Here is a 22,479-nt window from a genome sequence, read left to right on the forward strand (position 1 = left end):
GAGGCTGACAACGATCGCACAATCACCGTATCTTTCGGGTTGTGCGATCAGGAAATTTTCCTGGGAGGAGAAAATGGAACGTACTGCGAACCCTGCAGACGTGCCTGCAGGCGGAAAGTCTTCGGAAGGCAAAGCGGGCACTCCGCCTGCAGCCGAAGCCCAGTGCCCGTTTTCAAAGATGGCGGCCGATTTCGATGCCTTCGCCGGTCCCTACCAGGCGGACCCGGCAGAGGCGCTACGCTGGTCGCGCGACCAGTTGCCCGTCTTCTACAGCCCCAATCTCGGCTATTGGGTGGTCAGCCGCTACGACGACATCAAGGCTGTCTTTCGCGACAACATTCTTTTCTCGCCCCGCAATGCCCTTGAGAAAATTACGCCGGCAACACCGGAGGCCATGGAGGTTCTCAAGGGCTACGGCTATGCCATGAACCGGACCATGGTGAACGAGGACGAGCCGGTGCACATGGAGCGGCGGCGCGCCCTGATGGGTCATTTCCTGCCGGACAATCTGGAAGCCAGGCAGGAGATGGTGCGCCGACTGACCCGCGAAAAGATCGACGCCTTCATTGACAGCGGCCGGGTCGATCTGGTCGAGGCCATGCTCTACGAAGTTCCGCTGAACGTCGCCCTGCATTTTCTCGGTGTGCCGGAAGACGACATTGCCATCCTGAAAAACTTCTCGGTCGCACACTCGGTCAACACCTGGGGCAAGCCCACCGACGAACAACAGGTCGCCATCGCGCATGACGTCGGACAGTTCTGGAACTATGCGGGCAAGATCATCGAAAAGATGCGCAAGGAGCCGGACGGAACCGGCTGGATGCATGAAACGATCCGCAAGAATGCGGAAATGCCCGACATCGTGCCGGACAGTTACGTGCATTCAATGATGATGGCGATCATCGTTGCCGCCCATGAAACGACGTCGCTTGCCTCGGCGGGCATGTTCAAGACACTGCTCACCCACAGGCAGGCCTGGCAGGACATCTGCGAGGATCCGAGCCTCATCCCGAATGCGGTGGAAGAATGCCTGCGCTATTCAGGCTCGATCGTCGCCTGGCGGCGACAGGCGACGGCGGCGACCCGTATCGGCGGCGTGGACATCCCGGAAGGGGCGAAGCTGCTCATCGTTCAGGCATCCGGCAACCAGGATGAACGGCATTTCGAAGATGGCGACAAGTTCGACATCTACCGCGACAACGCCGTCGACCATCTGACGTTCGGTTATGGCAGCCACCAGTGCATGGGCAAGAACATCGCCCGCATGGAAATGCGGATCTTCCTTGAAGAGATGACCCGCCGGTTGCCGCATCTACAGTTGGCCGAACAGGAATTCACCTACCTCTCAAATACCTCCTTCAGAGGCCCCGATCATGTCTGGGTCGAGTGGGATCCGGAAAAGAATCCCGAAAGGGCGGATCCATCGCTTGCAAACGGGAACCATCGTTTCCCGGTCGGGGCGCCTGCACGCCGAGACATCGCCCGCAAGATCCGCATCAAGACTGTCCGCCGGGAAGCAGACGGTATCCTCGGGCTGACGATTGAAGACGCCAAGGGACGGTCCCTGCCACGCTGGAGCGCCGGGGCTCATATCGAAGTGTGCGTGGACGGCTTTGACCGCAAATATTCGCTGTGCGGCAGAGCGGATAGCCGGGACTACGATATCGCCGTGCTTCTGGAAGAAGGTGGGCGGGGCGGGTCCCGCCGTATTCACGAAGTTGCCGCAGAGGGGCTGGAACTGCGCCTTCGCGGGCCCAGCAACCTCTTCCGGCTCGACGAGCAGGCCAGATCATACGTCCTGATTGCCGGAGGGATCGGCATCACGCCAATCCTCGCAATGGCAGACCATCTGAAGGCATTGGGACGGGACTATACAATCCATTATTGCGGACGGTCCCGTCGAAGCATGGCGTTTCTGGATCGGTTGCAGGCCGATCACGGCGAGCGGCTTTCGGTTCATGCCGGAGACGAAAACCGGCACGCAGAGTTGGCAGGCATCGTCGCCAGCTTGCCGGAAGGCGGGCAGATCTATGCCTGCGGGCCGGAACGCATGATTTCCGAGCTGGAAGATCTCACCGCCAGGCTTCCCCACGGTACGCTGCATTTCGAGCATTTCTCGGCGCAGGAGACCGCTCTCGACCCATCGAAGGAAAACGCCTTCCAGGTCGAACTGAAAGACTCCGGCCTGACGCTTGAAGTCGCCGCCAATGTCACCCTGCTCGATGCGCTACTTGCTTCAGGTATCGACATTTCCTGCGATTGCCGGGAGGGCCTTTGCGGGAGTTGCGAGGTCGAGGTTCTCGAAGGAGAGATAGATCATCGCGATGTGGTGCTGACGCGCACCGAACGCGCGGAAAACCGGCGCATGATGTCCTGCTGCTCGCGTTCGGTGAAGGGCGGCAAGCTGAAGCTGGCGCTGTAAATCTGCCCAATCCTGAAATGTGCGGACGCTCTCCTTCCCGATTTACGATGCACGAAGGGCGTGACGGCTAATTACAATTTCGGTGAGTGCGTCATGCCGGACACGTCGACACAACCGCCCCGCAATTTTTTACGAAAAATTCTACCATTAGTAGTAAATCTACGTTTAATCAGATTAATTTCGATTGTTATTTTCTAATTTATACAACCTATATTGCGATAACCACGTGAAATAATCTAACAAATTTACGAATAATTACCTATAGACAGTCTATTAATACATCGCTGGCAAAATAAAATTGTTAGATCCAGTTTTATGGAGCCTGGGGATGTTTGGAAAAGCGCAAAGCGCACTTGTTGCTGCTGCCGTGGAAAAGTTGACCGCCAATGTCATGATCGCCGATGGCAACTACAACATCACTTACATGAACTCGGCGGTCCAGGAACTTTTGCAGGATGCGGAAGAGGAAATTCGAAAGAAGTTCCCCGACTTTCGTGCTGATGAACTTCTAGGGAAGTCCATTGACATCTTCCACAAGGACCCTGCACACCAGAGAAATCTGCTGGACAGCCTCACCAAGACGCATCGGGCAACCATCAAGATCGGTCAGAAGTCCTTCGACCTCGTTGCCAACCATGTCTGGTCGGGCAAGAAGCGCATCGGAACTGTCGTTGAATGGGCCAACGCCGAGGAACGGCTGCAGAACCTGGAATTCAAGGAAAAGCTGAACGCCATCGGGCGATCCCAGGCCGTCATCGAATTCGACATGGAGGGAACGGTTCTCCATGCAAACGAGAATTTCCTGAACGCACTCGGCTACACGCTCAACGAGATCGCAGGCAAACATCACAGCCTGTTCGTGGATGTGAAAGAGCGCGAGACCGCGGACTACCGCCGCTTCTGGGAGGACCTCAGAGCGGGAAATTTCCAGTCAAGCGAGTTCAAGCGTATCGGCAAGGGCAACAAGGAGGTCTGGATTCAGGCGACCTACAATCCCATTTTTGATCCTGCGGGCCACCCTTACAAAGTTATCAAATTTGCCACCGACATAACCGAACAGGTTATGGAGCGTCAGCGCCGGCTTGTCCTGCAGGAACAAATCGACAAGGACCTTTCGGAGATCGCAATGGCGATTTCAAATGCGAAAGATCAGGCCACGAGTTCGGCCTCCGCTTCGGAAGAGACGTCCTCCAGTGTGCAAACTGTGGCCGCCGCCGCCGAGGAACTGGTCGCCTCGATCCAGGAAATCAGCCGCCAGGTGCAGACCGCGCTCGATGTATCAAGAGACGCTGCCACTGAAGCGCAGCGCTCCGGAGAAATCATGTCCGGGCTTTCCGAGAATGCCAAGACAATCGGGTCTGTCATTGAGTTGATCGATGGCATCGCCAGCCAGACCAATCTCCTGGCCCTGAACGCGACGATTGAAGCCGCACGCGCCGGTGAGGCAGGCAAGGGCTTTGCCGTGGTCGCCTCGGAGGTCAAGAACCTGGCCTCGCAAACCAGTAAAGCGACCGAAGAAATATCCAGTCAGATCAATTCGATGCAGGACACCACCGGAAGTGCCGTGATTGCCATCGAAGCCATTATGGCGGTGATCACAAAGATCGGTGATATTGCCGCCAGCATCGCCTCTTCCGTGGAAGAACAGACAGCAGTCACAAACGACATTTCCGCCAACATGCAATCCGCGGCGCAAGGGGTTGAGCATATCACCACCAGCATGCAGTCGATTTCCTCGGCAACAGCTCAAATCGATGTCGCAACGAAGAATGTCAGGGAAGCATCCCAATCATTGATGTGACCAAAAGGCAAAACACTCGTCACATGAGTGTTTTGCCTTGAAGTTGACCTTTGCCCGCGAAGGGCAAGAGCTGACTGAAAATCGGATTTGACCTCATAAGGTCCGCGCTTCAGCAAACCGAGCCGGCAAAGTGATGCTATGCCGACTTCCGGAAGAGACTACTCCTGTACGTCTCCGTCCAGCATTTCGCGTGCTGCCTTCCTGCGCCGGAAAAGGGCCGAGCCGATGGGCCACACGATGAGGCCGAGGGTGGCGATCGCGATGGTGGCTGATATTGGCCGCGTCACCAGGTCACTGAAGTCCCCCCGGCTGATCAGCAGGGCGCGGCGGATGTTCTGCTCGGCCATCGGCCCAGGATAAGGCCGAGACGATCGGGGCGAGAGGCACTTCCATCTTTTCAAGGAAATAGCCGCAAGCGCCGGCTGCAAACATGATCCACAGATCGATGACACGGCCGTTGATGACATAGACACCGACAGCCATCAGAACGAGAACGGTTGGAACGAGAAGCACGCCGGGCAGACGCTGAACCTGCGCGAAGACGCGCGTCGCTGCCGCGCCCCCGACGATGAGGATGATCAGCGACGTGAGCAGCATTTCGACCATGAACCCGCCGACCAGTTGGGGGTTCTGGTGGAACAATTGCGGCCCCGGCTGCAAGCCGTGGATCAGAAGAGCTCCAAGCACGAGGGCTGCCACGACGTTGCCCGGAATACCAAGTGCAAGCGCAGGGATCATCGACGCCGCGTTGTCGGCGTTGTTACCGCATTCGGCGGCAGCAACGCCCCTGGGGTTGCCTTCGCCGAAGCTCTTCGGGTCGTCACTGGCGTTCTTCGTCGCGTTGTAACTCAAGAAAGCCGCCACATTGCCGCCAGCACCCGGCAGAATGCCTACGCTGATGCCGATCAGTGACGAGCGTATCCACGTCGGGATCAGCGATTTGACTTCGCTCCAGAGAACCCGAACGTTGTCGAGTTTGAGATCGCTGGCCGACAGGCCGGACAGATCCGCCTTCTCGGCGAGCGAAAGAACAGGCGGCAGTGCATAGAGACCGACGAGGATCACGATCAGGTCCAGCCCGCTCAGCAGCCAGGTCTGGTCGAAGGTGTAGCGCGGCACGCCGGAAAGCTGGTCGAGCCCGACCGTCCCGAGCAGCAGGCCGAACACGGCGGCCATCAGGCCCTTTACCGCGTCGGTGCCCACCAGGACGCCGACGGAGGCCATGCCGAAGACGGCAATCCAGAAATATTCGGCCGGCCCGAAGGCGAGCGTGGCGCGGGCAAGCAGAGGGCCGACGGTGATCAGCGCAATGGCCGATGCCGTGCCGCCGATCGCGGAAGACCAGCAGGCGATCTTCAGCGCGCGTGCGGCTTCGCCCTTCTGCGCCATCGGGTAGCCGTCAAAGGTGGTCGCGATTGCAGCCGGTGTACCGGGAATACGCAGCAGGATCGCGGGGATCGCGCCACCGTACATCGAGCCGTTATAGATGCCGGCGACCATCGCAAGGGCAACCAGCGGATCCATGGAATAGGTCAACGGCAGCAGCAAGGCGATCGCCATCACGGGGTTCAGTCCCGGCAGCGCGCCGATGAAGACGCCAAGAATGGAAGAGCCGATCATGGCCAGGAACGGTCCCGTGGCCAGAACGCTGGAAAGTATAGATGCAATCATTTCCATGAGGGTCTCCAGACCTAGAACCGCATCCAGATTTCAGCGGGCAGCGGCTTTTCGAGCAAAAGCGAGAAGACCGACCAGACGATGCCGATGAAGACGATTGTGACCACGCCCAGATAGACTGGCTGCCGGAAGCCAAGCACAAGGGGCAAGGCGATCACGACCAGTGCCGACGTGGTGTAGAAGCCGAGAACGGGGACGAGCGCAAGGTAGAGCGCACCGCACACGAGTGTCAGAAGCATGCGCGGCATGTGCTGCGTAAGCGGCCTCGCGTCGAGCCGCTTTTCATTGAACGCCTTCAGGGAAACGAGGCAGCCGAGCCCGGCCAGCACCAGTCCCAGCACCATCGGATATCCACCCGAGGCACCGGGATAAGCGGCGGCTTTGAAAGCCGCCGCCGCCCCTATCACCGCAAAAACGGTGCCGAGCAGTATATCTTGCCGCTGCTCGGTCACTGCGAGAGACCGAGCTTTTTGGCAGCTTCCGCCAGACCGTCGAATTCGGACTGCAGCCGCGCCGTGAGCGCCTCTCCGGCAACGACGTTCGGAAGCTCGCCCTTGGTTGCGAGAAACTTGACATATTCCGGATCGTTCACGGTTTTTTCCAATGCGGCGACGAGCCGATCGGCGATAGCCTGGTCAAGCCCGGCCGGTGCAAGGAACATGCGCCACAGCAACGTTTCCTGAGCCCCCAGACCGAGGCTTTCAAGACCGGCTGCTTGCGGAAGTGCCTCAACCGGGGCTGCCGACGTGACGATCAGGCATTTTGCCTCGCCGGATTCCACATAAGGGAGAACCGGAGAGATCGAACCGCCATAGATGTCGATATGACCGCCGAGGAAGTTCTGCAGCGTTTCGCCGGCTCCGCCGAAGGGAATGGCCACGGCCTTGATGTCACGCTGCTGGAAGATACGTTCTGCGGCGAGCTGCATGGTGCCGCCGATGCCGTCGTTTCCATAGGTGTATTTGTCCGGATTGGCTGCCAGCTCATCCAGGAACTGCGCGCCGTTTTCCGCCGGAAAATCCGGTTTGACACACATCGTGTATGCGGTTTCCGAAGTTGACGCGATGGGCGTGAAACTGTCGAGACCATAGGCGGTCTTCTGAACCTGCGGCACCGTGGTGATCGGGCTGTTCCAGGTTGCCAGCAGCGAGTAGCCGTCGGGTTTTGCCTGCATGAACTGCGTCACGCCAACCGAACCGCCGCCACCAGCGACGTTCAGAATCGCCATCGAGACGCCGAGTTCCTTTTCGAGCAGGATCGCCAGCTTGCGGGCACTGGTGTCGGTGCCGCCGCCGGCCGGCGCGGGCACGGTAACCTCAATGGCGCGTTCAGGGTATTCCGCCAGTGCCGGCGCAGAGACCAACGGCAACAGGGCGATGCCGATTAGAAATTTTTTCAAGGTTTTTCCTCCTGGTTGTGTTTTTATCAGCCGATGCGGCTGCGATAGCGGAACCGGTTCGCCGGGCCGCGAGCGATACGCCATTCGAGCGGCGTACCCTTGATGGAATAGGCGGTGCGTTCGATCACGGCGATTGCCTCACCTGGCTTGATTCCAAGCCGGGCGGCCGTTGTTTCGTCCGCAGTTCCAAAACTGACCTCATCATCGGCCGACGCGACGAAGACATCGAAACGGTCGAGATAAACCGGGTAGAGAAGCGGTCCGACTTCATTGTCCGGGATCGTTTCGAAGCCTGCGAACAGACTTGCCGGGATGTAGATTTCCTCGCTCAGGAACGGCCGGTCGGCAAAATCGCGCAGGCGTTCGATCCGGATGACGTCATCGGTGCCCAGCACCTTTGCCACGGCTTCCGGTGCCTTCACGCGTGTCCGCGACAGCAGTCTGCTCGTGGGAATGCTCTGGCCACTGCCAGCGTCGCGCATCTGGAAGAAGCGGAACAAGGTCGCGTTGAAGGCGGGTTTGCGAAGATAGGTGCCCGAGCCCTGACGCCGCTCGAGAAGACCTTCGTCCACCAGCATCTGGACAGCCTTGCGGACTGTGCCGACGGAAAGGCTACCCTCGCGGGCGAGGCGGTTGTCTGAGGGAAGCGCTTCATCGGCACGCCATTCACCAGCGGCAATGCGCGCCGCAAGTTCGTCCCGCAGCCGCAGATAAGCGGGCAGTCTCGTATCGATCATTGACGCCGTTTCGACCATACGCTCGTCCTCCTCGTGGCACACGAAACATCATTTGACCTCTACAGTCAACCAGTTCTATATAGGACTTGGATTTGAGGAGGTGGAATGTTCAGGTTCGATTGCCACGCACATGTCTATGAAAGCGTCGTGCCAGTGGGTACCGTCCGGTATCTTCCGGAGCGCCCTGCTCCGCTTATGCAGTGGCTTTCGAAGATCGCTTCAAACGCTCTGACGGGAGGTGTGATCGTTCAGGTAAGCTTCCTGGGCACCGACAACAGCCAGCTTCTCTCGGCGTTGGCGAACCTGGACAAGCGCCGTTTCGCAGGAGTTGCGGTAACAGGCCTCGATGTGAGCGAAAAGGAACTCGAGGCGCTACACCAGGGCGGAGTGCGCGGACTGCGCTGGAACCTTGTCGGGGATGCCCCGCTTCCGGATCTGGGATCGGACGACATGCGCCGTTTTGCCGACCGCTTGCGCGCGCTTGGAATGCATGTCGAAATACAGCTTGAAAGCCCGAGGCTCGCAGACTGGCTGCAGCCGCTATCGCGTCTCAGGCTGCCTGTCGTAATCGATCATGTCGGACTGCCGGTCTCGAAAGATGCACAGCGCGAACCCTGGATCGAGGCCCTGTCGACGCTGTCTGACCGCTCTTCCTTTTTCGTCAAGCTGAGTGCTCCTTATCGGGGCATCGCCGACCCTCGCGACCATATCTCGCGCCTGCACCGGTTGCTGGGCGACGGACGCTTCGTCTGGGGCAGCGACTGGCCACACACCAGGCACGAGCATTGTGCCCTCTACGAAGGATTGCTGGCGCTCGGTGAAGACTATGACGACGCCAGTGCCGCCAAGGCCCTTTACGGCATCACGGCCTGACGGGCCCGGTCATGGCAGCAGTCGGCGCCGCCGGAGTGCGCTTTCCGCAAGAAGGCCTTTAAAACTGCGAGAGCCTGACCCCGACAAGGTCGAGACAACCGAGTAAATCCTGAACAAATACGGAAAGTGATCCGGTTGGGAAGCTGATGTCTGGGCTGTCCCGGGTGTGCGCCGTCGACACTTCCAGCTTTTGCAGCCTTAGAGCTTGCGCAATTTTTTCAGCACAGACGACAGCGTTGCGTTGAGCGTATCGATTTCTTCCTGGGTCAACTCTGAAAACGAGTTGTCGAAGAGATAGCGTGCTTCAACGAAGGCCTCTTTGCGCAAATTGTCGCCTTTTTCGGTCAGGCAGACTTCCGTAACCCGGCCGTCTTGCGGGCTGATGCGCGTTGTGACCAGTCCGTCGTTGAGCATCCGCTGAATGACCTTTGTCGTGGTGTTCAGCTTTTGCGCGGAATACTGAGCGATTTCCGACACAGACAGATATTTGTCTTCATAGAGGCTCATCATGGCCCGCCAACGGGGAATATCGATGCCGTGCAACTTGATTCTGCGCTCCAGGGCATCGGAGTAGGCCGCATTGATCTGGCTGATCCAGTAAAAGGGCCAGTTTTCCTTAAGGTGTGCAGGGCTGTCGTATCGACTATTTGTCATTGTATGCCTGTCAGTTCTTCGCAACCTGCGGATATATGATTTCTTTCCCGTTGTGAATGCGGTGTCTCCCTAATTTCTTTCAAGATACCTTTTGGTCTTGGAAAGCAATCGGACCTCCGATCCTTGCGACCGGACACACAAGTGTGTCCTTTCAGGTCCCAGCCGGAGGCCTCGCCTCCGAGGGGGGCGCTCCGGTCCAGTCGCGATAGGCACGCCAGAAGGCGGTGGCATCTCCATAGCCCAGCGCCATGGCCACCTGGTTGACCCTGGTGCCGGGCATGGCCAGCATTTTTTCTGCTTTTTGCCGGCGCGTCATTTCCACAAGATGTCTGAGGGTAGTCCCTTCGAAGGCGAGTTTGCGCTGTAATGTTCTTGGCGAAAAGCCGAAGGCCTGGGCAATCCGTTCCACTGAAACAGGTGCCAGTCCGAGATTCACCTCGACGATCGCCGTCACCGCCTGCGCAAGACTGTCGGCTTCCTTACCCGGCGAAATGAGATCGGCAACATGGCGCTCCAGAGTGGCAAGCAAGTGCGGATCTTCCGTCCGCACAACCGCACTGCAATCACTTTGCCTCACGAAAAGCCTGTTGATCGGCTGGCGAAAAAGCACGGGACAGCGGAAGAATTTTACAAGAAACGCAGGATCTTCCGACTCTGAATGCTCGAAATGAACTTCCTGGGGCGACCATCCGCGGCCGAAATTGTCTCGCACCACCTGTATCAGCGAGGCCAGGGAGAACTCCGCGTCCTGCCGCCGTGGCCAGATCCGGCTATCTGTCAGCCGGTAACTGAACACCCATTGGTCATCGACCTGGATCCATTGGGACTGGGTGCCGCTTTGCAAGGCGTTGGTGTAGCGCACGAAGCGCGAAATTCCGACCTGAATGCTTTCCGACAACGACAGAACGATCCCCAGCGGCCCCATGTCACCGGCCTTCAGGCCAGCTCCGATGCGCGCACCAAGCACCGGGTCTTTCACCGATGCACTGGCCCCCTCGAGAAACGCGACGAACTGCGGCATTGGAATGAAGCCATAAGGATCGGAGAGTTGCGCCGGACTGAGACCGATACGGTTGAGGATCGGCTGGGCGCTCTCATTGCTGGCTTCAAGCCGGTCGATCAGAGCCGTCAGCAAAGACGCCCGTATCGCCGAAAACTGCGGAGTTTCGCCTTTTGACGCGCGAGACGGCATTCACTCTCCCCCTGTTTGGCGCTAATTATCGGATAAATGGCGCAACAATCAATGGTGATGCTCTTCAACTGGCCTCATTGTTTTCCAAAAGCCGGGCGCAAAGACCCGACATCTTCCAGCACATGAGACACATCTCACAGCCGTCTCAAAACGGGGTTCTACGAATGTTCGAGAACGAAAACTTCCTGCGGGAGAAAAATGCCCGTCATCAGTTTCATCCGATGATCCATCCGATGACCAGCACGGAGCACCCGCCCCAGATCATCGTGGAGTCCGATGGCTGCTACGTCACGGATATCGATGGCAACCGTCTGGTGGATGGTCTTGGCGGCCTTTGGAACGTCAACGTCGGCCATAACCGCAAGGAAGTGAAAGACGCCATTACCGCGCAGATGGACCGGATCAGCTATTATTCGTCCTTTGCAGGCACCGCGACACCGCCCTCCATCGAGCTGTCGGCCAAGGTCTGCTCCATGGCGGCTGAGGAAGACGTCGAAAAAGTTCTCTTTTCCGCGAACGGATCGGACGCGGTCGAAACGGCGCTGAAACTGGCGCGACAGTATTGGCAGCTCGTGGGCGAGCCCCTGCGCACCAAGTTCATCTCCTTGAAGCAGGGCTATCATGGCGTTCACTTCGGCGGTCTTTCGGTCAACGGCGCCTCCTACTATCGCAGCGCCTACGAACCGCTGTTGCCGGGATGTTTCCAGGTCGACAGCCCCTGGACCTACCGCAATCCTTATTCGGAAGATCCCGACGTATTGGCCGATGCGGTCATCACCCAGATCGAGCGGTTGATCGAGTTCCAGGGTCCGCACACCGTCGCGGCCTTCATCGCCGAGCCGGTTCAAGGCGCCGGCGGCGTCATCGTTCCGCCAGCAGGCTTCTGGAAAAAACTGCGCGCAGTTTGTGACCGCTACGGCGTGCTGCTGATTTCCGACGAGGTTGTCACCGGCTTCGGCCGCTCCGGGTCCATGTTCGGCGCCCGCGGTTGGGGCGTCAATCCGGACATGATGTGCCTGGCGAAGGGTATTTCCTCCGGCTATGTCCCCCTTGGAGCGACCACACTGAACAAACGTGTCGCCAGTGCCTGGTACAAGGAATTCAGCCCGCAGGGCGTCATCATGCACGGCTACACATCCACCGGTCATCCGGTGGGCTGCGCCGCCGCACTCGCCTGCCTGAACATTGTCGAACAGGAAGACCTGCCCGGCAATGCGGCGAAGATGGGGGCCCGTCTGATCGAGGGTCTCAAGCCACTGGCCGAAACCTGCTCTATCGTCGGCGAAGTGCGCGGCAAGGGCCTGATGGTCGGTATCGACTTCGTCTCCGACAAGGCAAAGAGAACGCCGATGGATCCGGGCAACGGCATTGTCGAGCGCATCGCCGCCTACGCCCGCGAGGAAGGGGCCATCGTGCGCCCGGCCGGTAACGTTATCATCCTGTCGCCGCCGCTGGTGATCACCGAAACCGAGATCGATACGATCGTGCGTTCGCTGACAGTCGCCTGCAGCCGGTACGAGAAAGAAAAATGACCTATCCCGGGACAATCCGCAGAAAGACATTCCAGTTCGGGCCGATACAGTCCCGGGTGCTGTTCGGCAGCGGCACGCGCAAAAGCCTGGAAGAGGAACTTGCAACCGCCGGCCTGTCACGGATCATGGTTCTGACCACGCCCGGACGCGCCGTGCTGGCCGACGAGGTCCGCTCACTTGCCGGTTCCCGGGTTGCCGGTGTCTTCAACGGCGCGGCCATGCATACACCTGTCGAGGTGACGGACAAGGCGTTGAGGGAACTGGAAACTCTTAAGGCCGATGGCATCCTTGCCATCGGCGGCGGTTCGACCATTGGCCTTGGCAAGGCACTGGCCGCTCGCACTGGCTTGCCGCAGACCGTGCTGCCGACCACCTACTCGGGGTCGGAAATGACGCCGATCCTCGGCGAAACGAAGGATGGCATCAAGACTACGCGCTCGGGTCCGGAGATCCTGCCCGGTACCGTGATCTACGACGTCGAGTTGACCCATGGGCTACCGGTGGCGACCTCTGTCACCAGCGGCATCAATGCCATAGCGCACGGGATCGAGGCGCTTTACGCAGTCAATGGCAATCCGGTGGTCGATACGCTGGCGCTGGAAGGCATATCAGCGCTGGTCAAGGCCCTGCCCGACATTGTTGAGGATCAGGCATCCGACACCGGACGCGAGAATGCGCTCTATGGCGCCTGGCTCTGCGGCATCTGTCTTGGCAGTGTCGGCATGGCCCTGCATCACAAGCTGTGCCACGTGCTGGGCGGCAGCTTCGGTCTGCCCCATGCGGAAACCCACACGGTCGTTCTGCCACACGCCCTTGCCTATAACGCGCCCGCCATTCCAGCGGTCATCGAACGGCTGCAGCCTGTGCTCGGCACCGACCCCGCACGTGGTCTGCAGGACTTCGCAAGACGGCTCGGTGCTCCGAAAAGCCTCGCCGAGATCGGCATGCCGCAGGACGGCATCGACAAGGCGACCGAATTGGCCCTGAAGGCCAGATATCCAAACCCGAGACCGCTGGAAGCGGAGGCCATCCGAAGCACGCTCAACCGTGCCTGGTCGGGAGGCCCTGCCTAAGCAAGACGGCGAACTGAGGAGGGGAATATGACATACCTGTCGGAAGACGGATCGCATGAGGCTGTCAATGCGCGAATGTCGCCACAAACGCCCGAGCGCCTGAAGCAGGTGATGGAGTCGCTCGTCCACCATTTGCACGATTTCATCAAGGACGTGCGCTTGACCGAAGCAGAATGGGAAACCGCTATCGCGTTTCTGACGCAAACGGGTCACATGTGCTCCGACACGCGTCAGGAATTCATTCTCTTGTCCGACGTGCTTGGTGTCTCCATGCTCGTTGATGCCGTCAACAACCGGAAACCTGCCGGTTCCACCCCCTCCACCGTCTTCGGCCCGTTCCATGTCGATGGTGTTCCCGAACGGGAGATGGGCGCGTCGATCTCTCTCGACGGCAAGGGCGAGCCGTGCCTCTTCGAAGGCCGGGTTCTGGATCTTGACGGCAATCCTATCGAGGGTGCCTGCGTTGATGTCTGGTCAGACAACGCGGACGGATTTTACGACGTCCAGCAACCCGACATTCAGCCGCAACACAACAACCGCGGCATCTTCAGAACCGGCCCCGACGGACGCTACTGGTTTACCGGCATCAAACCGGTGTCCTATCCCATTCCGGACAACGGACCTGTCGGAAAAATGCTCGGGCATCTGGGCCGCCATCCCTACCGCCCGGCGCATATGCATTTCCTGATCACCGCACCAGGCTACCAGCGGCTGATCACGCATACCTTCGTGGCGGGCGATCCGTATCTCGAGAGCGACGCGGTTTTCGCCGTGAAAGCCCCGCTGATCACGAGATTTCAGGAACGGGATGCGAGTGACGGAAGCCCGAAGTGGAAGGCGGCCTACGACTTCGTCCTTCCACCGGAAAACTCTGCAGAAGCCTGATCAAACCTTCGCCAATTGCCAAAAAAACAAGCGCGAACGGTGATTGATCATGTCCGTATTTCAACGTAAAACTATAACTATAACGTGAAAAATCACGCAAATAAAAAGACCTACCAGACGGGACATCAAAATGAACAGACTTGCAAAAACATGTTTGGCAGCTGTCATAACTGCCCTCCCCCTTCCGGCCGCAGCCGAATATCCGGAAAATCCGGTTGAATTCGTGATCCCCTTTCCTCCGGGGGATCTGGAAGACGTGCTGACGCGGATGATCGCTGACAAATTCCAGGAAGATTACGGCGTGCCCGCGGCTGTCGTGAACAAGCCCGGCGGCGGCGGTGGTCCCTTCCCAGGCGCCGTATCCGTGGCGCTTGCTCCCGCGGACGGCTACACTGTCGGTTCCTTCGTCATCGACGTGCCGCTCGTTGGCCCGCACATCGGCATTGCGCCGCTTGAGGGCAATCCGTTCGATCCGATCGGGATTTTCCTCAGCTATCCCTTCGTGCTGGCTGCCAAGGGAGACGCGCCCTACTCCACGATGGAAGAGCTTGCCGCCTACGCCAAGGACCACAAGGTAACGCTCGGACACTTCGGCGATGCGACAACCCCGGCACGCCATACCAAGGCCACAGCAAAAGCCCTGGGCTTCAGCTTTGCAACGGACGCGGCCTTCGATGCCCTGGACTGCAACACCCTGGCGTCCGGCGACGTCGACATGATCAACACGACATTGCAGTTGATCCGCCCATGCCTGGACGACCTCAACATTCTGATGAGCGTTACCAACGAACGTATCCCGATCCTGCCGGACGTTCCCACAGTGGGCGAAATCTATCCGGACCTGGCCCTTTCCACCTGGAACGGTCTGTTCGTTCGCAAGGATACGCCGGCAGAAGCTCGCGCCGCCATCGCGAAGGCGGCGGTTGAGGTGATCAACTCGGATGAAGCCAGGAAGGTCGCCGAGGAAACCGGCGCCGAGATCTACTGGCTCGACGCGGATGCCTCGAACGCGCAGATCAAGAAGGACGAGGCCACCCTGGCCCGAATTTCTGAAATCCTGGGCGAATAAGCCTCTCGGGCCGGGGGGAACCCCTCGGCCCCGATCAGGGTGGTCACTTCATGAAACGCGTTCTTTCCTTTCTCGCGATGTTTCGTCGCGAGCGGCGTCCGGGCGATCTGGTTTTCGCTGTCGCCTTTCTGGTGGTTGCGGTTCTTGCCGCAGCCGCTCTTCCGAGCCAGGCCAGGTTTCTTGGCAACAAGGAGTTCGTCTCCGAACCAGGCTTCTGGCCCCTTATCGGCGTCGGCATGATGCTGCTGTTCGGCGGGTTCCATCTGATGACCACGCTGAATGCTCCGCGTCTGCCCGGCCGGCTGAAAGAGGTCCTGCTGTGGGGCCGCTCGCTGGAATATGTCGCCTGGTTCGCCGTTTACGTCTTCGCCGTGCCTTATCTCGGGTACCTGCCGGGAACCGTCGTCTTTGCCGTCGTGCTGTCGGCTCGGCTCGGCTTCAGATCAAGGCTGGAACTCGGTCTTGCGGCGCTCTTTGCCGTCGCTGTCGTGCTCGTCTTCAAGACCGGTCTCGGCGTGAAGCTGCCCGGCGGCGCGATCTATCAGTATCTGCCGCATTCCCTGCGCAGCACCTTCATGGTGAATTTCTAAAGGACGCTTCCGATGCATGTTCTGCTTCAAGCGCTCGATCTTGTCCTGTCCTGGCAGGTTATTGCCGCCTTGCTCCTGGGGTCCATCGGCGGCGTCATCATCGGCGCAATTCCGGGGGTCGGACCGGCAGTCGCCATCGCCGTGCTGCTTCCGGCAACTTTCTCACTCGATCCGCTGGTCGGGCTGACCCTGCTGCTCGGCATCTACGGATCGTCCATGTATGGCGGCTCGCTGCCGGCGATCCTGATCAATACCCCTGGCACGGCGGTCAACGCGCTCACGACCTACGATGGATACCCGATGACCCAGCGCGGCGAGGCCCTGCGTGCTCTGGGGCTGGCTTACGGCGCTTCGTTCTTCGGCGCCATCCTTTCCATCGTGCTGCTCATCCTGCTCTCGCCCGTTCTGGCGAAAATTGCACCGATGTTTGGCTCCCGCGAGATCTTTCTCGCCGCACTGCTCGGCATCACTCTGGTGATTGTGGCGCACAAGGGTCAGGTCGCGGCCGCCGGCATGCTTGCCGGTCTCGGGATCCTGCTGAACTCGGTCGGCATGGAGCCGGTGAATTTTACAATGCGCTTCACCTTCGGACTGAATTGGCTGACCTCCGGGCTGGACCTGATCGTCGTGGTCCTCGGTCTGTTCGCAATCAGTCAGGCTTTCCTGCTGATGGTCGAACCGAACGCGTCCCCTAAGATGGATGGGATCAAGGGCAAGATGAGCTCTGCGATCTGCGAAGTCTTCCGGTACAAGCGGGTTGCGGCCACGGGCGGCGGCTTCGGGGTGCTGATGGGCATGATCCCGGGTGTCGGCGAGTTCACCGCACAATTCTTCAGCTACACGGCGGCGCGGCGCGCCTCCAAAGATCCTGATCTTTTCGGCAATGGCAGTCCTGAAGGGTTGGTGGCCTCGGAAAGCGCGAACAACGCGGTTCCGGCAGCGGCTCTCATTCCCCTTCTTGCCCTTGGCATTCCGGGCGAGGCGCTGACGGCCATGATGCTGTCTGTGTTCTACGTCCACAACGTGGTGCCGGGCCCCGCCCTGTTTCAGGGCCAGCTCCACTTCGTCTACGCGCTCTATATCGCGTTGCTGCTGCTCAATCTGATCGTGATCGTCTTCATGCTCGGGTCTTCCAACCTTCTGATCCGGTTGATCAAGGTGCCCACAAGATTTCTGGGCATGGGCATCCTGATCCTGAGTTTCGTCGGGGTCTATTCCCTCAGGAATTCGTCGATCGACTGTCTGATCGCCGCAGGCTTCGGCGTCTTCGGGCTGATTTTGAAGCGGCTCAACCTTCCTATCGTGCCGATCATCCTCGGCATGGTGCTCGGCAGCATCATGGAAGTGAAGCTCAGGGCTTCCATGGCCCAGATCAACGGACCTCTCGACTTCGTCAACCGGCCCATTTCCGGCCTGCTGGCGACAGCCATCGTCGTCATCGTCGTGGTCAGCGCACACAGCAGTATCCGCGAACGGCTGCAGCAAAAACACGAAAAGCAAGCTCCTGCCGAAGCGCAGTGAAGCAGACTACCTGAAGGAGGATCAAGCATGCGTATTGGCGCACCAGACCAGGCCCCGTCCGGCATCAGCGCGGATGTCACCAGCTTTCTGCAAAATCCGCAGATGCTCATCGGCGGCATGAGCGTTTCGGGCTCCGGAGGGGCGTTCGACGTTCACAATCCGGCGGATGGAAGCGTTCTCGCCTCCGTTCCGACCGCCAGCGAGGCAGATGTCGACAGCGCGGTCAAAGCCGCGCGCGCTGCCCTTGATGGCGCCTGGGGTGGAATGCCGGCGTCCGAACGCACCCGGCTGATGCTCAGGCTTGCAGATATCATCGAGGAAAACGGCGAGGAACTCGCCCAGCTCGAAACGCTGGAAAACGGCAAGTCGATCATGATGTCGCGCCTGATCGAGGTGATGTCGTCGGCCGAATATCTGCGTTACATGGCCGGATGGGCCACCAAGATCCGGGGCGAAACCCTCGACGTGTCCATCGCCATCCCCCCGGGCACGAAATACACCGCCTTCACACGCAAGGAACCTGTCGGTGTCGTCGCCGCCATCACGCCCTGGAACTTCCCGCTCAACATGGCAGTGTGGAAGATCGCCCCGGCACTTGCCGCCGGTTGCACGGTCGTACTGAAGCCGGCCGAAGAAACGCCGCTGACGTCAATGCGCCTGGCCGAACTGGTGCGCGAAGCCGGTTTCCCGGATGGCGTCGTCAATGTCGTGACCGGCGGTGGCAGCACTGGGGCCGCCCTGGTCAAACATCCCGGCGTCAACAAGATCACCTTCACAGGGTCCACCGAGACCGGCAAGCTGATCGGCGTCCAGGCGATGCAGGACGTCAAATCAGTCACGCTGGAACTGGGCGGCAAGGCACCGATGGTGTTCTTCGATGACATGGACCTGTCGCTGCTCGGCCCGGCAACCGGTATCGGCATCTTTCTGAACACCGGCCAGACCTGCTGTGCGGGCACCCGGCTCTATATCCAGAAAGGCATCTACGAGGAGGCGCTCGCGACCCTGAAGGGCATCGTTTCAAGCTTGTCCATCGGCTCCGGCCTCGACCCTGTGCATCAAATCAATCCGCTGGTCTCCGCCAAACACCACAAACATGTCACCTCCGCCGTCGAAAAAGGCATCGCGGACGGAGCGACGCCGCTTCTGGATCTGTCCGTGCCTGACGGCGGCGGGTATTACGTTGCCCCGCAACTGTTCACCGACGCCCGCAGCGGCTCCAGTCTGATGCAGGACGAAGTCTTCGGCCCGGTCGCCACGATCACGCCGTTTGAAAGCGAAGAAGACGCCGTGGCAATGGCAAACGACACCCGCTTCGGGCTGGGGGCTTCCGTCTGGACCCGCGACATCAACCGGGTGATGAACCTCGTACCGCGCATCAAGTCGGGAACGGTCTGGGTCAACAGCCATAATATTCCGGACCAGAACATGCCCTTCGGCGGTTTCAAGCAATCCGGCCTTGGCCGCGAACATGGCTCCGGCGCACTCGACAATTATCTGGAGACCAAGTCGGTCTGTGTTGCCTACTCCTGAAGCAGGCCACTGGCTTTCTACCTGCTGGCACCGGTGCCCTACCCCTATGCGCACCGGTGCCAGCCCCGCGCCGCGAGATGGCTGTCCTGTCGGCAACATCATGTTTCGAGGGAACACAGTCTATTTTTTGAATAAGCGGACATTTCGTCAACATTCACGTTTTGCCTCATCTGAGTATTACCTGAGACCACAGCGGTGATGGATCGAAAGGGCTAATTCGGTCACTCTCCGGGAAAACACTCCCGGAGGAAACTCTTGCCCCATATCGACACGATTGAAGTCATCATTCTCGACGTGCCGACCATTCGCGGTCACGTCCTTGCGATGACAACCATGCGGAAACAGTCGTTTGTGATCGTCCGGATCCGGTTTTCCGATGGCTCTCTCGGCACGGGAGAAGGCACCACGATCGGCGGGCTGAGCTATTGCAGCGAAAGCCCGGAAAGCATCTGTTCGGCGGTTCATGACTACATTGCCCCGTTGCTCCTCAAGGCCGATGGGGACAATCCCAACGCCCTGATTTCGATGATCGAGCGGTCCGTGCGCGGCAATCCCATAGCCCGGGCAGCGGTCGAGATGGCCCTTTGGGATGGCTACGCCCGCCGGCGGAACATGTCGTTGAGTGCCCTGTTCGGCGGTGCCCTGCGTGCCTCCATGCCCGTCGCCTGGACCCTCGCCAGCGGCGCGGCTGAAACAGACATTGAAGAAGCGCAGGAGATGATCGCCTCGCGCCGCCACAACATCTTCAAGCTCAAGATCGGCAAGCGGCCGGTTCGCCACGACATCGAGCATGTGGCGGCGATCAAGACCGCGCTCGGCGATCAGGCAAGCATCCGGGTCGATGTCAACCAGGCATGGTCGTTGACCGACGCGCGGTGGGGCGTGGCTGGTCTCGATGAAATCGGTATCGATCTGATCGAGCAGCCGGTGGCCGCAACCGAGATCGCGGCCATGGCGGAGCTGACGGCCGGGTCCCGCGTCGCGATCATGGCGGACGAGGCACTGAGCGGCCCGGTGACTGCGCAGAAGGTCGCAAGTGCGCGCGCGGCCGATGTCTTTGCCGTCAAGGTGATGCAGTCTGGCGGTCTGAAACGAGCCCAGGAGGTCTGCGCGCTGGCCAATGCCTCAGGTATCGGCGTTTATGGCGGCACCATGCTGGAAAGCGGTCTGGGAACGGCCGCAGCGCTGCATGTCTTCGCCTGCACCGACCGGCTGGACTGGGGCAGCGAGTTCTTCGGTCCGCTTCTTTTCACCGATGAGATCCTGCAACAGCCGATCCGGTACGGCGACTTTCACGTGCACGTGCCGCTAGGGATCGGCAACGGCGTCGAACTGGATATGGACAAGGTCAATTTTTACCGTCGCGACTCTGCGATTTGCGACGGGCGAACAGTGGCGAAGGTTTCCTGACGCCTCTCAGTGTTGAGGATGCCCGCCGGAAAAAGCCTATGGGTTCCGGGATGCTGGGGTGCTGGGTGCTGGGTGCTGGGTGCTGGGTAATCGGCCCCAGCATCCGGCTGCAGAGGCCACACCCTAGATGGTCTTTCGCGCGACCTGCTGGGCAATGGTGACGAATTTATTGACCTGCACACCACGCTCGTCCAGCCGATGGTTCAGCGACAGGGCCGTCTGCTCCAGTTCCAGGCCGATCTTCATGAACTTTATGCCGATCCGCCGTGTGCTGGAAACGGACGCCGGTACAATGCAAACGCCTTCACCGATGGCAACGAGACTGAGTGCGGTCTGCAGATCCATCGTGAAGACGCGTTTGGTGAGCTGAATGCCCTGGCGCTCGAAATTGTCGATGATGAAATCGGCAAAACTCGGCCTTGGATATTCCGGATAAAGAATAGCGTTCTGGGCAGCGACTTCCTCGCCCGAGATAACGCCGTTCAACGCCGTTTCCAGCGTGTCCGGCACTGCGGCGACAACATCTTCCTTGCCAAGATGGCGAGTCGTGAATTCAAGATCGTTCAGCGCTGGCCGGGCGAAAGCGATATCGATTTCGCGCCGGATCAACGCCCGGTGCAATTGGGCATTGTTCATGGGCAGCAGGCTCAGGTTGACCTGAGGAAAATTCGCTCTGAACGACTTGATGATGGTCGGCAGCAGACCATAGGTCGAAGACCCGACAAAACCGATCCGCAGACGGCCTTCTGCCCCCTGGCCAAGGCGCCGGATTTCCAGCTTGGTGTCGTCCAGATCGGCAAGGATCTTCTGCAGCCGGACATAAAGCCGTTCCCCCGCCTGGGTGAGCGTGACTGCGTTGCGCCCCCGGTTGAAAAGCAGGGCGCCGAGCTCTTCTTCGATCTGCTTGATCTGACGGCTCAAGGGAGGCTGGGCGACATTCAAACGTTCAGCCGCGCGGCCAAAATGGAGTTCTTCAGCGACGGCGATGAAATAGCTCATTTGCTTGATATTCAAGCTTTTCTCCATCGGTTCATCCATCTACATGGACACATCCCTCGATAAAAGAAAAGCCCCGGCAAAGCCGGGGCCAAAGGTTGGGCTGCAAATTGTTATTCCGCGGCAACCGCGGCGACTTCCCGTTTGAGGGTGAAGTCGAATTCCACGTGCAAATCGGTGTCGAGATCGTCGCCAGCCGGTTTGAATTCGCCGACCAGGCTTTCCTTGACCGCAAAGACGCTGTCATCGTCGAGCCACGCGCTGGTGCTGTCGTAGATCTGGCTGACAAGCGGCCGGTAACCGTCCTTGGACAGGATAAAGTGCATGTGGCCCGGGCGGTTCGGGTGATGGCCCATCGCGCGCAGCAGTTCGCCTGCGGTTTCGTTGTCCGGGATCGGATAAGGCACAGGGCGCACGGCACGGAACGCATAGTGTCCGTTGTCGTCGGTGATGAACCGTCCGCGCAGATTGTAGTCCGGCTGGTCCGGGTCGTGGTTCTCGTAAAGTCCGTTCGGCGCGTCTTCCCACACGTCGATGATCACACCGGCAAGCGGGCTGCCATCCGCATCGCGAACATGGCCTTCGAAATAGACCGTTTCCTCGTCGTCAAAATGCTTCTGGACCGTGGAGGCTCCCTTCGGCAGAACCGGCGGGTTTTCGCGGTAGAACGGGCCGATAACCGTGGATTCGCTCTCGGTACCCTCGACACGGTTGGTCAGCATGTCGACCAGCACTTCAACACCCAGGATATCGCCCAGAAGGATGAACTCCTGCCGCTTGTCATCACACACGTGACCGGCCCGCGCCAGGAAGTCACACGCTCCGAGGAACTCGTAATGCTGCAGGTTGACCTCCTTGCAGAATTCGTGGAGATGGCGAACCAGCGCGGACAGGATCTCACGGTTCCTCTCGGTGATCTCGCCGTTCTTTCCAAGTGAGCCGATCACGACATCGGTGACGTTCTCAATGGTGACATTCCGCATTGGTTCCTCCTCTAAGACCCTCAAACAGCGGCGGCTTTTCTTCGCGTTGTCCGCCGGTATCGAAACCCATGTTTCCGCAACCGAGGGTGCAGTCCAATACGCGGTTTAGTATCGTTCGATACTTTTGCCCCA

19 protein-coding genes are annotated in these 22,479 nt (G+C 59.4%); 11 read left to right on the forward strand and 8 right to left on the reverse strand.

Annotation, left to right across the window (positions count from 1 at the left end):
- The first annotated feature begins 73 nt into the window (after positions 1 to 73).
- Together SIAM614_RS23880 and SIAM614_RS23885 are read left to right on the forward strand one after the other, a co-directional pair.
- On the forward strand, positions 74 to 2,422 hold the full coding sequence (locus SIAM614_RS23880) for a cytochrome P450/oxidoreductase (RefSeq protein ID WP_006938519.1): 2,349 nt from the start codon (positions 74 to 76) through the stop codon (positions 2,420 to 2,422).
- 328 nt (positions 2,423 to 2,750) lie between these two features.
- Positions 2,751 to 4,223 (forward strand): PAS domain-containing methyl-accepting chemotaxis protein, encoded by a 1,473-nt coding sequence (locus SIAM614_RS23885; protein WP_006938520.1) that lies wholly within the window; start codon positions 2,751 to 2,753, stop codon positions 4,221 to 4,223.
- 291 nt (positions 4,224 to 4,514) lie between these two features.
- Here SIAM614_RS23885 and SIAM614_RS23890 read toward each other — a convergent pair whose 3' ends face one another.
- Genes SIAM614_RS23890 through SIAM614_RS23905 form a run of 4 tightly spaced genes read right to left on the reverse strand, consistent with a single transcriptional unit; the run spans position 4,515 to position 8,054 of the window.
- Positions 4,515 to 5,900, reverse strand: a complete 1,386-nt coding sequence (locus SIAM614_RS23890) for a tripartite tricarboxylate transporter permease (RefSeq protein ID WP_006938522.1) — start codon at positions 5,898 to 5,900, stop codon at positions 4,515 to 4,517.
- A gap of 14 nt (positions 5,901 to 5,914) precedes the next feature.
- Positions 5,915 to 6,352: a tripartite tricarboxylate transporter TctB family protein gene (locus SIAM614_RS23895; RefSeq protein WP_006938523.1), complete on the reverse strand. Its 438-nt coding sequence runs from the start codon at positions 6,350 to 6,352 to the stop codon at positions 5,915 to 5,917.
- The gene (locus tag SIAM614_RS23900; protein ID WP_006938524.1) at positions 6,349 to 7,299 is read right to left on the reverse strand and encodes a tripartite tricarboxylate transporter substrate binding protein; all 951 of its coding nucleotides are present in this window, start codon (positions 7,297 to 7,299) and stop codon (positions 6,349 to 6,351) included. Before SIAM614_RS23900 ends, SIAM614_RS23895 begins: the two co-directional genes overlap by 4 nt.
- Before the next feature lie 26 nt (positions 7,300 to 7,325).
- A complete protein-coding gene (locus SIAM614_RS23905) occupies positions 7,326 to 8,054 on the reverse strand; it encodes a GntR family transcriptional regulator (protein ID WP_006938525.1) in 729 nt (242 codons plus the stop codon).
- An 87-nt stretch (positions 8,055 to 8,141) separates the two neighbouring features.
- Between SIAM614_RS23905 and SIAM614_RS23910 the strand changes: the two genes are divergently transcribed.
- Positions 8,142 to 8,909, forward strand: coding sequence for an amidohydrolase family protein (locus SIAM614_RS23910; protein ID WP_006938526.1), 768 nt, complete (start codon positions 8,142 to 8,144; stop codon positions 8,907 to 8,909).
- A gap of 198 nt (positions 8,910 to 9,107) precedes the next feature.
- On the opposite strand, the gene SIAM614_RS23915 is transcribed toward SIAM614_RS23910, so the two are convergent.
- Positions 9,108 to 9,563 (reverse strand): MarR family winged helix-turn-helix transcriptional regulator, encoded by a 456-nt coding sequence (locus tag SIAM614_RS23915; RefSeq protein WP_006938527.1) that lies wholly within the window; start codon positions 9,561 to 9,563, stop codon positions 9,108 to 9,110.
- Positions 9,564 to 9,714: 151 nt separating this feature from the next.
- Positions 9,715 to 10,755: an AraC family transcriptional regulator gene (locus SIAM614_RS23920; protein WP_081455330.1), complete on the reverse strand. Its 1,041-nt coding sequence runs from the start codon at positions 10,753 to 10,755 to the stop codon at positions 9,715 to 9,717.
- Between the two features lie 164 nt (positions 10,756 to 10,919).
- Here SIAM614_RS23920 and SIAM614_RS23925 point away from each other — a divergent pair, with 164 nt between their 5' ends.
- From SIAM614_RS23925 to SIAM614_RS23960, 8 genes are all read left to right on the forward strand, one after another.
- Positions 10,920 to 12,287, forward strand: a complete 1,368-nt coding sequence (locus SIAM614_RS23925) for an aminotransferase class III-fold pyridoxal phosphate-dependent enzyme (protein ID WP_006938529.1) — start codon at positions 10,920 to 10,922, stop codon at positions 12,285 to 12,287.
- Positions 12,284 to 13,360 (forward strand): maleylacetate reductase, encoded by a 1,077-nt coding sequence (locus tag SIAM614_RS23930; RefSeq protein WP_006938530.1) that lies wholly within the window; start codon positions 12,284 to 12,286, stop codon positions 13,358 to 13,360. Before SIAM614_RS23925 ends, SIAM614_RS23930 begins: the two co-directional genes overlap by 4 nt.
- A gap of 27 nt (positions 13,361 to 13,387) precedes the next feature.
- Positions 13,388 to 14,245: an intradiol ring-cleavage dioxygenase gene (locus SIAM614_RS23935; protein WP_040440974.1), complete on the forward strand. Its 858-nt coding sequence runs from the start codon at positions 13,388 to 13,390 to the stop codon at positions 14,243 to 14,245.
- Positions 14,246 to 14,468: 223 nt separating this feature from the next.
- A complete protein-coding gene (locus SIAM614_RS23940; RefSeq protein ID WP_208984086.1) occupies positions 14,469 to 15,314 on the forward strand; it encodes a tripartite tricarboxylate transporter substrate-binding protein in 846 nt (281 codons plus the stop codon).
- Between the two features lie 50 nt (positions 15,315 to 15,364).
- Positions 15,365 to 15,904: a tripartite tricarboxylate transporter TctB family protein gene (locus SIAM614_RS23945; protein WP_006938533.1), complete on the forward strand. Its 540-nt coding sequence runs from the start codon at positions 15,365 to 15,367 to the stop codon at positions 15,902 to 15,904.
- Positions 15,905 to 15,916: 12 nt separating this feature from the next.
- Positions 15,917 to 17,425, forward strand: coding sequence for a tripartite tricarboxylate transporter permease (locus tag SIAM614_RS23950; RefSeq protein WP_006938534.1), 1,509 nt, complete (start codon positions 15,917 to 15,919; stop codon positions 17,423 to 17,425).
- Between the two features lie 27 nt (positions 17,426 to 17,452).
- On the forward strand, positions 17,453 to 18,958 hold the full coding sequence (locus SIAM614_RS23955; protein ID WP_006938535.1) for an aldehyde dehydrogenase family protein: 1,506 nt from the start codon (positions 17,453 to 17,455) through the stop codon (positions 18,956 to 18,958).
- 255 nt (positions 18,959 to 19,213) lie between these two features.
- On the forward strand, positions 19,214 to 20,368 hold the full coding sequence (locus SIAM614_RS23960; protein ID WP_006938536.1) for a muconate/chloromuconate family cycloisomerase: 1,155 nt from the start codon (positions 19,214 to 19,216) through the stop codon (positions 20,366 to 20,368).
- A 123-nt stretch (positions 20,369 to 20,491) separates the two neighbouring features.
- Here SIAM614_RS23960 and SIAM614_RS23965 read toward each other — a convergent pair whose 3' ends face one another.
- Both SIAM614_RS23965 and SIAM614_RS23970 read right to left on the reverse strand, forming a co-directional pair.
- Positions 20,492 to 21,382, reverse strand: a complete 891-nt coding sequence (locus SIAM614_RS23965; protein WP_040440999.1) for a LysR family transcriptional regulator — start codon at positions 21,380 to 21,382, stop codon at positions 20,492 to 20,494.
- 95 nt (positions 21,383 to 21,477) lie between these two features.
- Positions 21,478 to 22,347, reverse strand: coding sequence for a dioxygenase family protein (locus tag SIAM614_RS23970; RefSeq protein WP_006938538.1), 870 nt, complete (start codon positions 22,345 to 22,347; stop codon positions 21,478 to 21,480).
- Positions 22,348 to 22,479 lie beyond the last annotated feature (132 nt).

The sequence above is a fragment of the Roseibium aggregatum IAM 12614 genome, assembly GCF_000168975.1.
GTDB lineage: Bacteria > Pseudomonadota > Alphaproteobacteria > Rhizobiales > Stappiaceae > Roseibium > Roseibium aggregatum.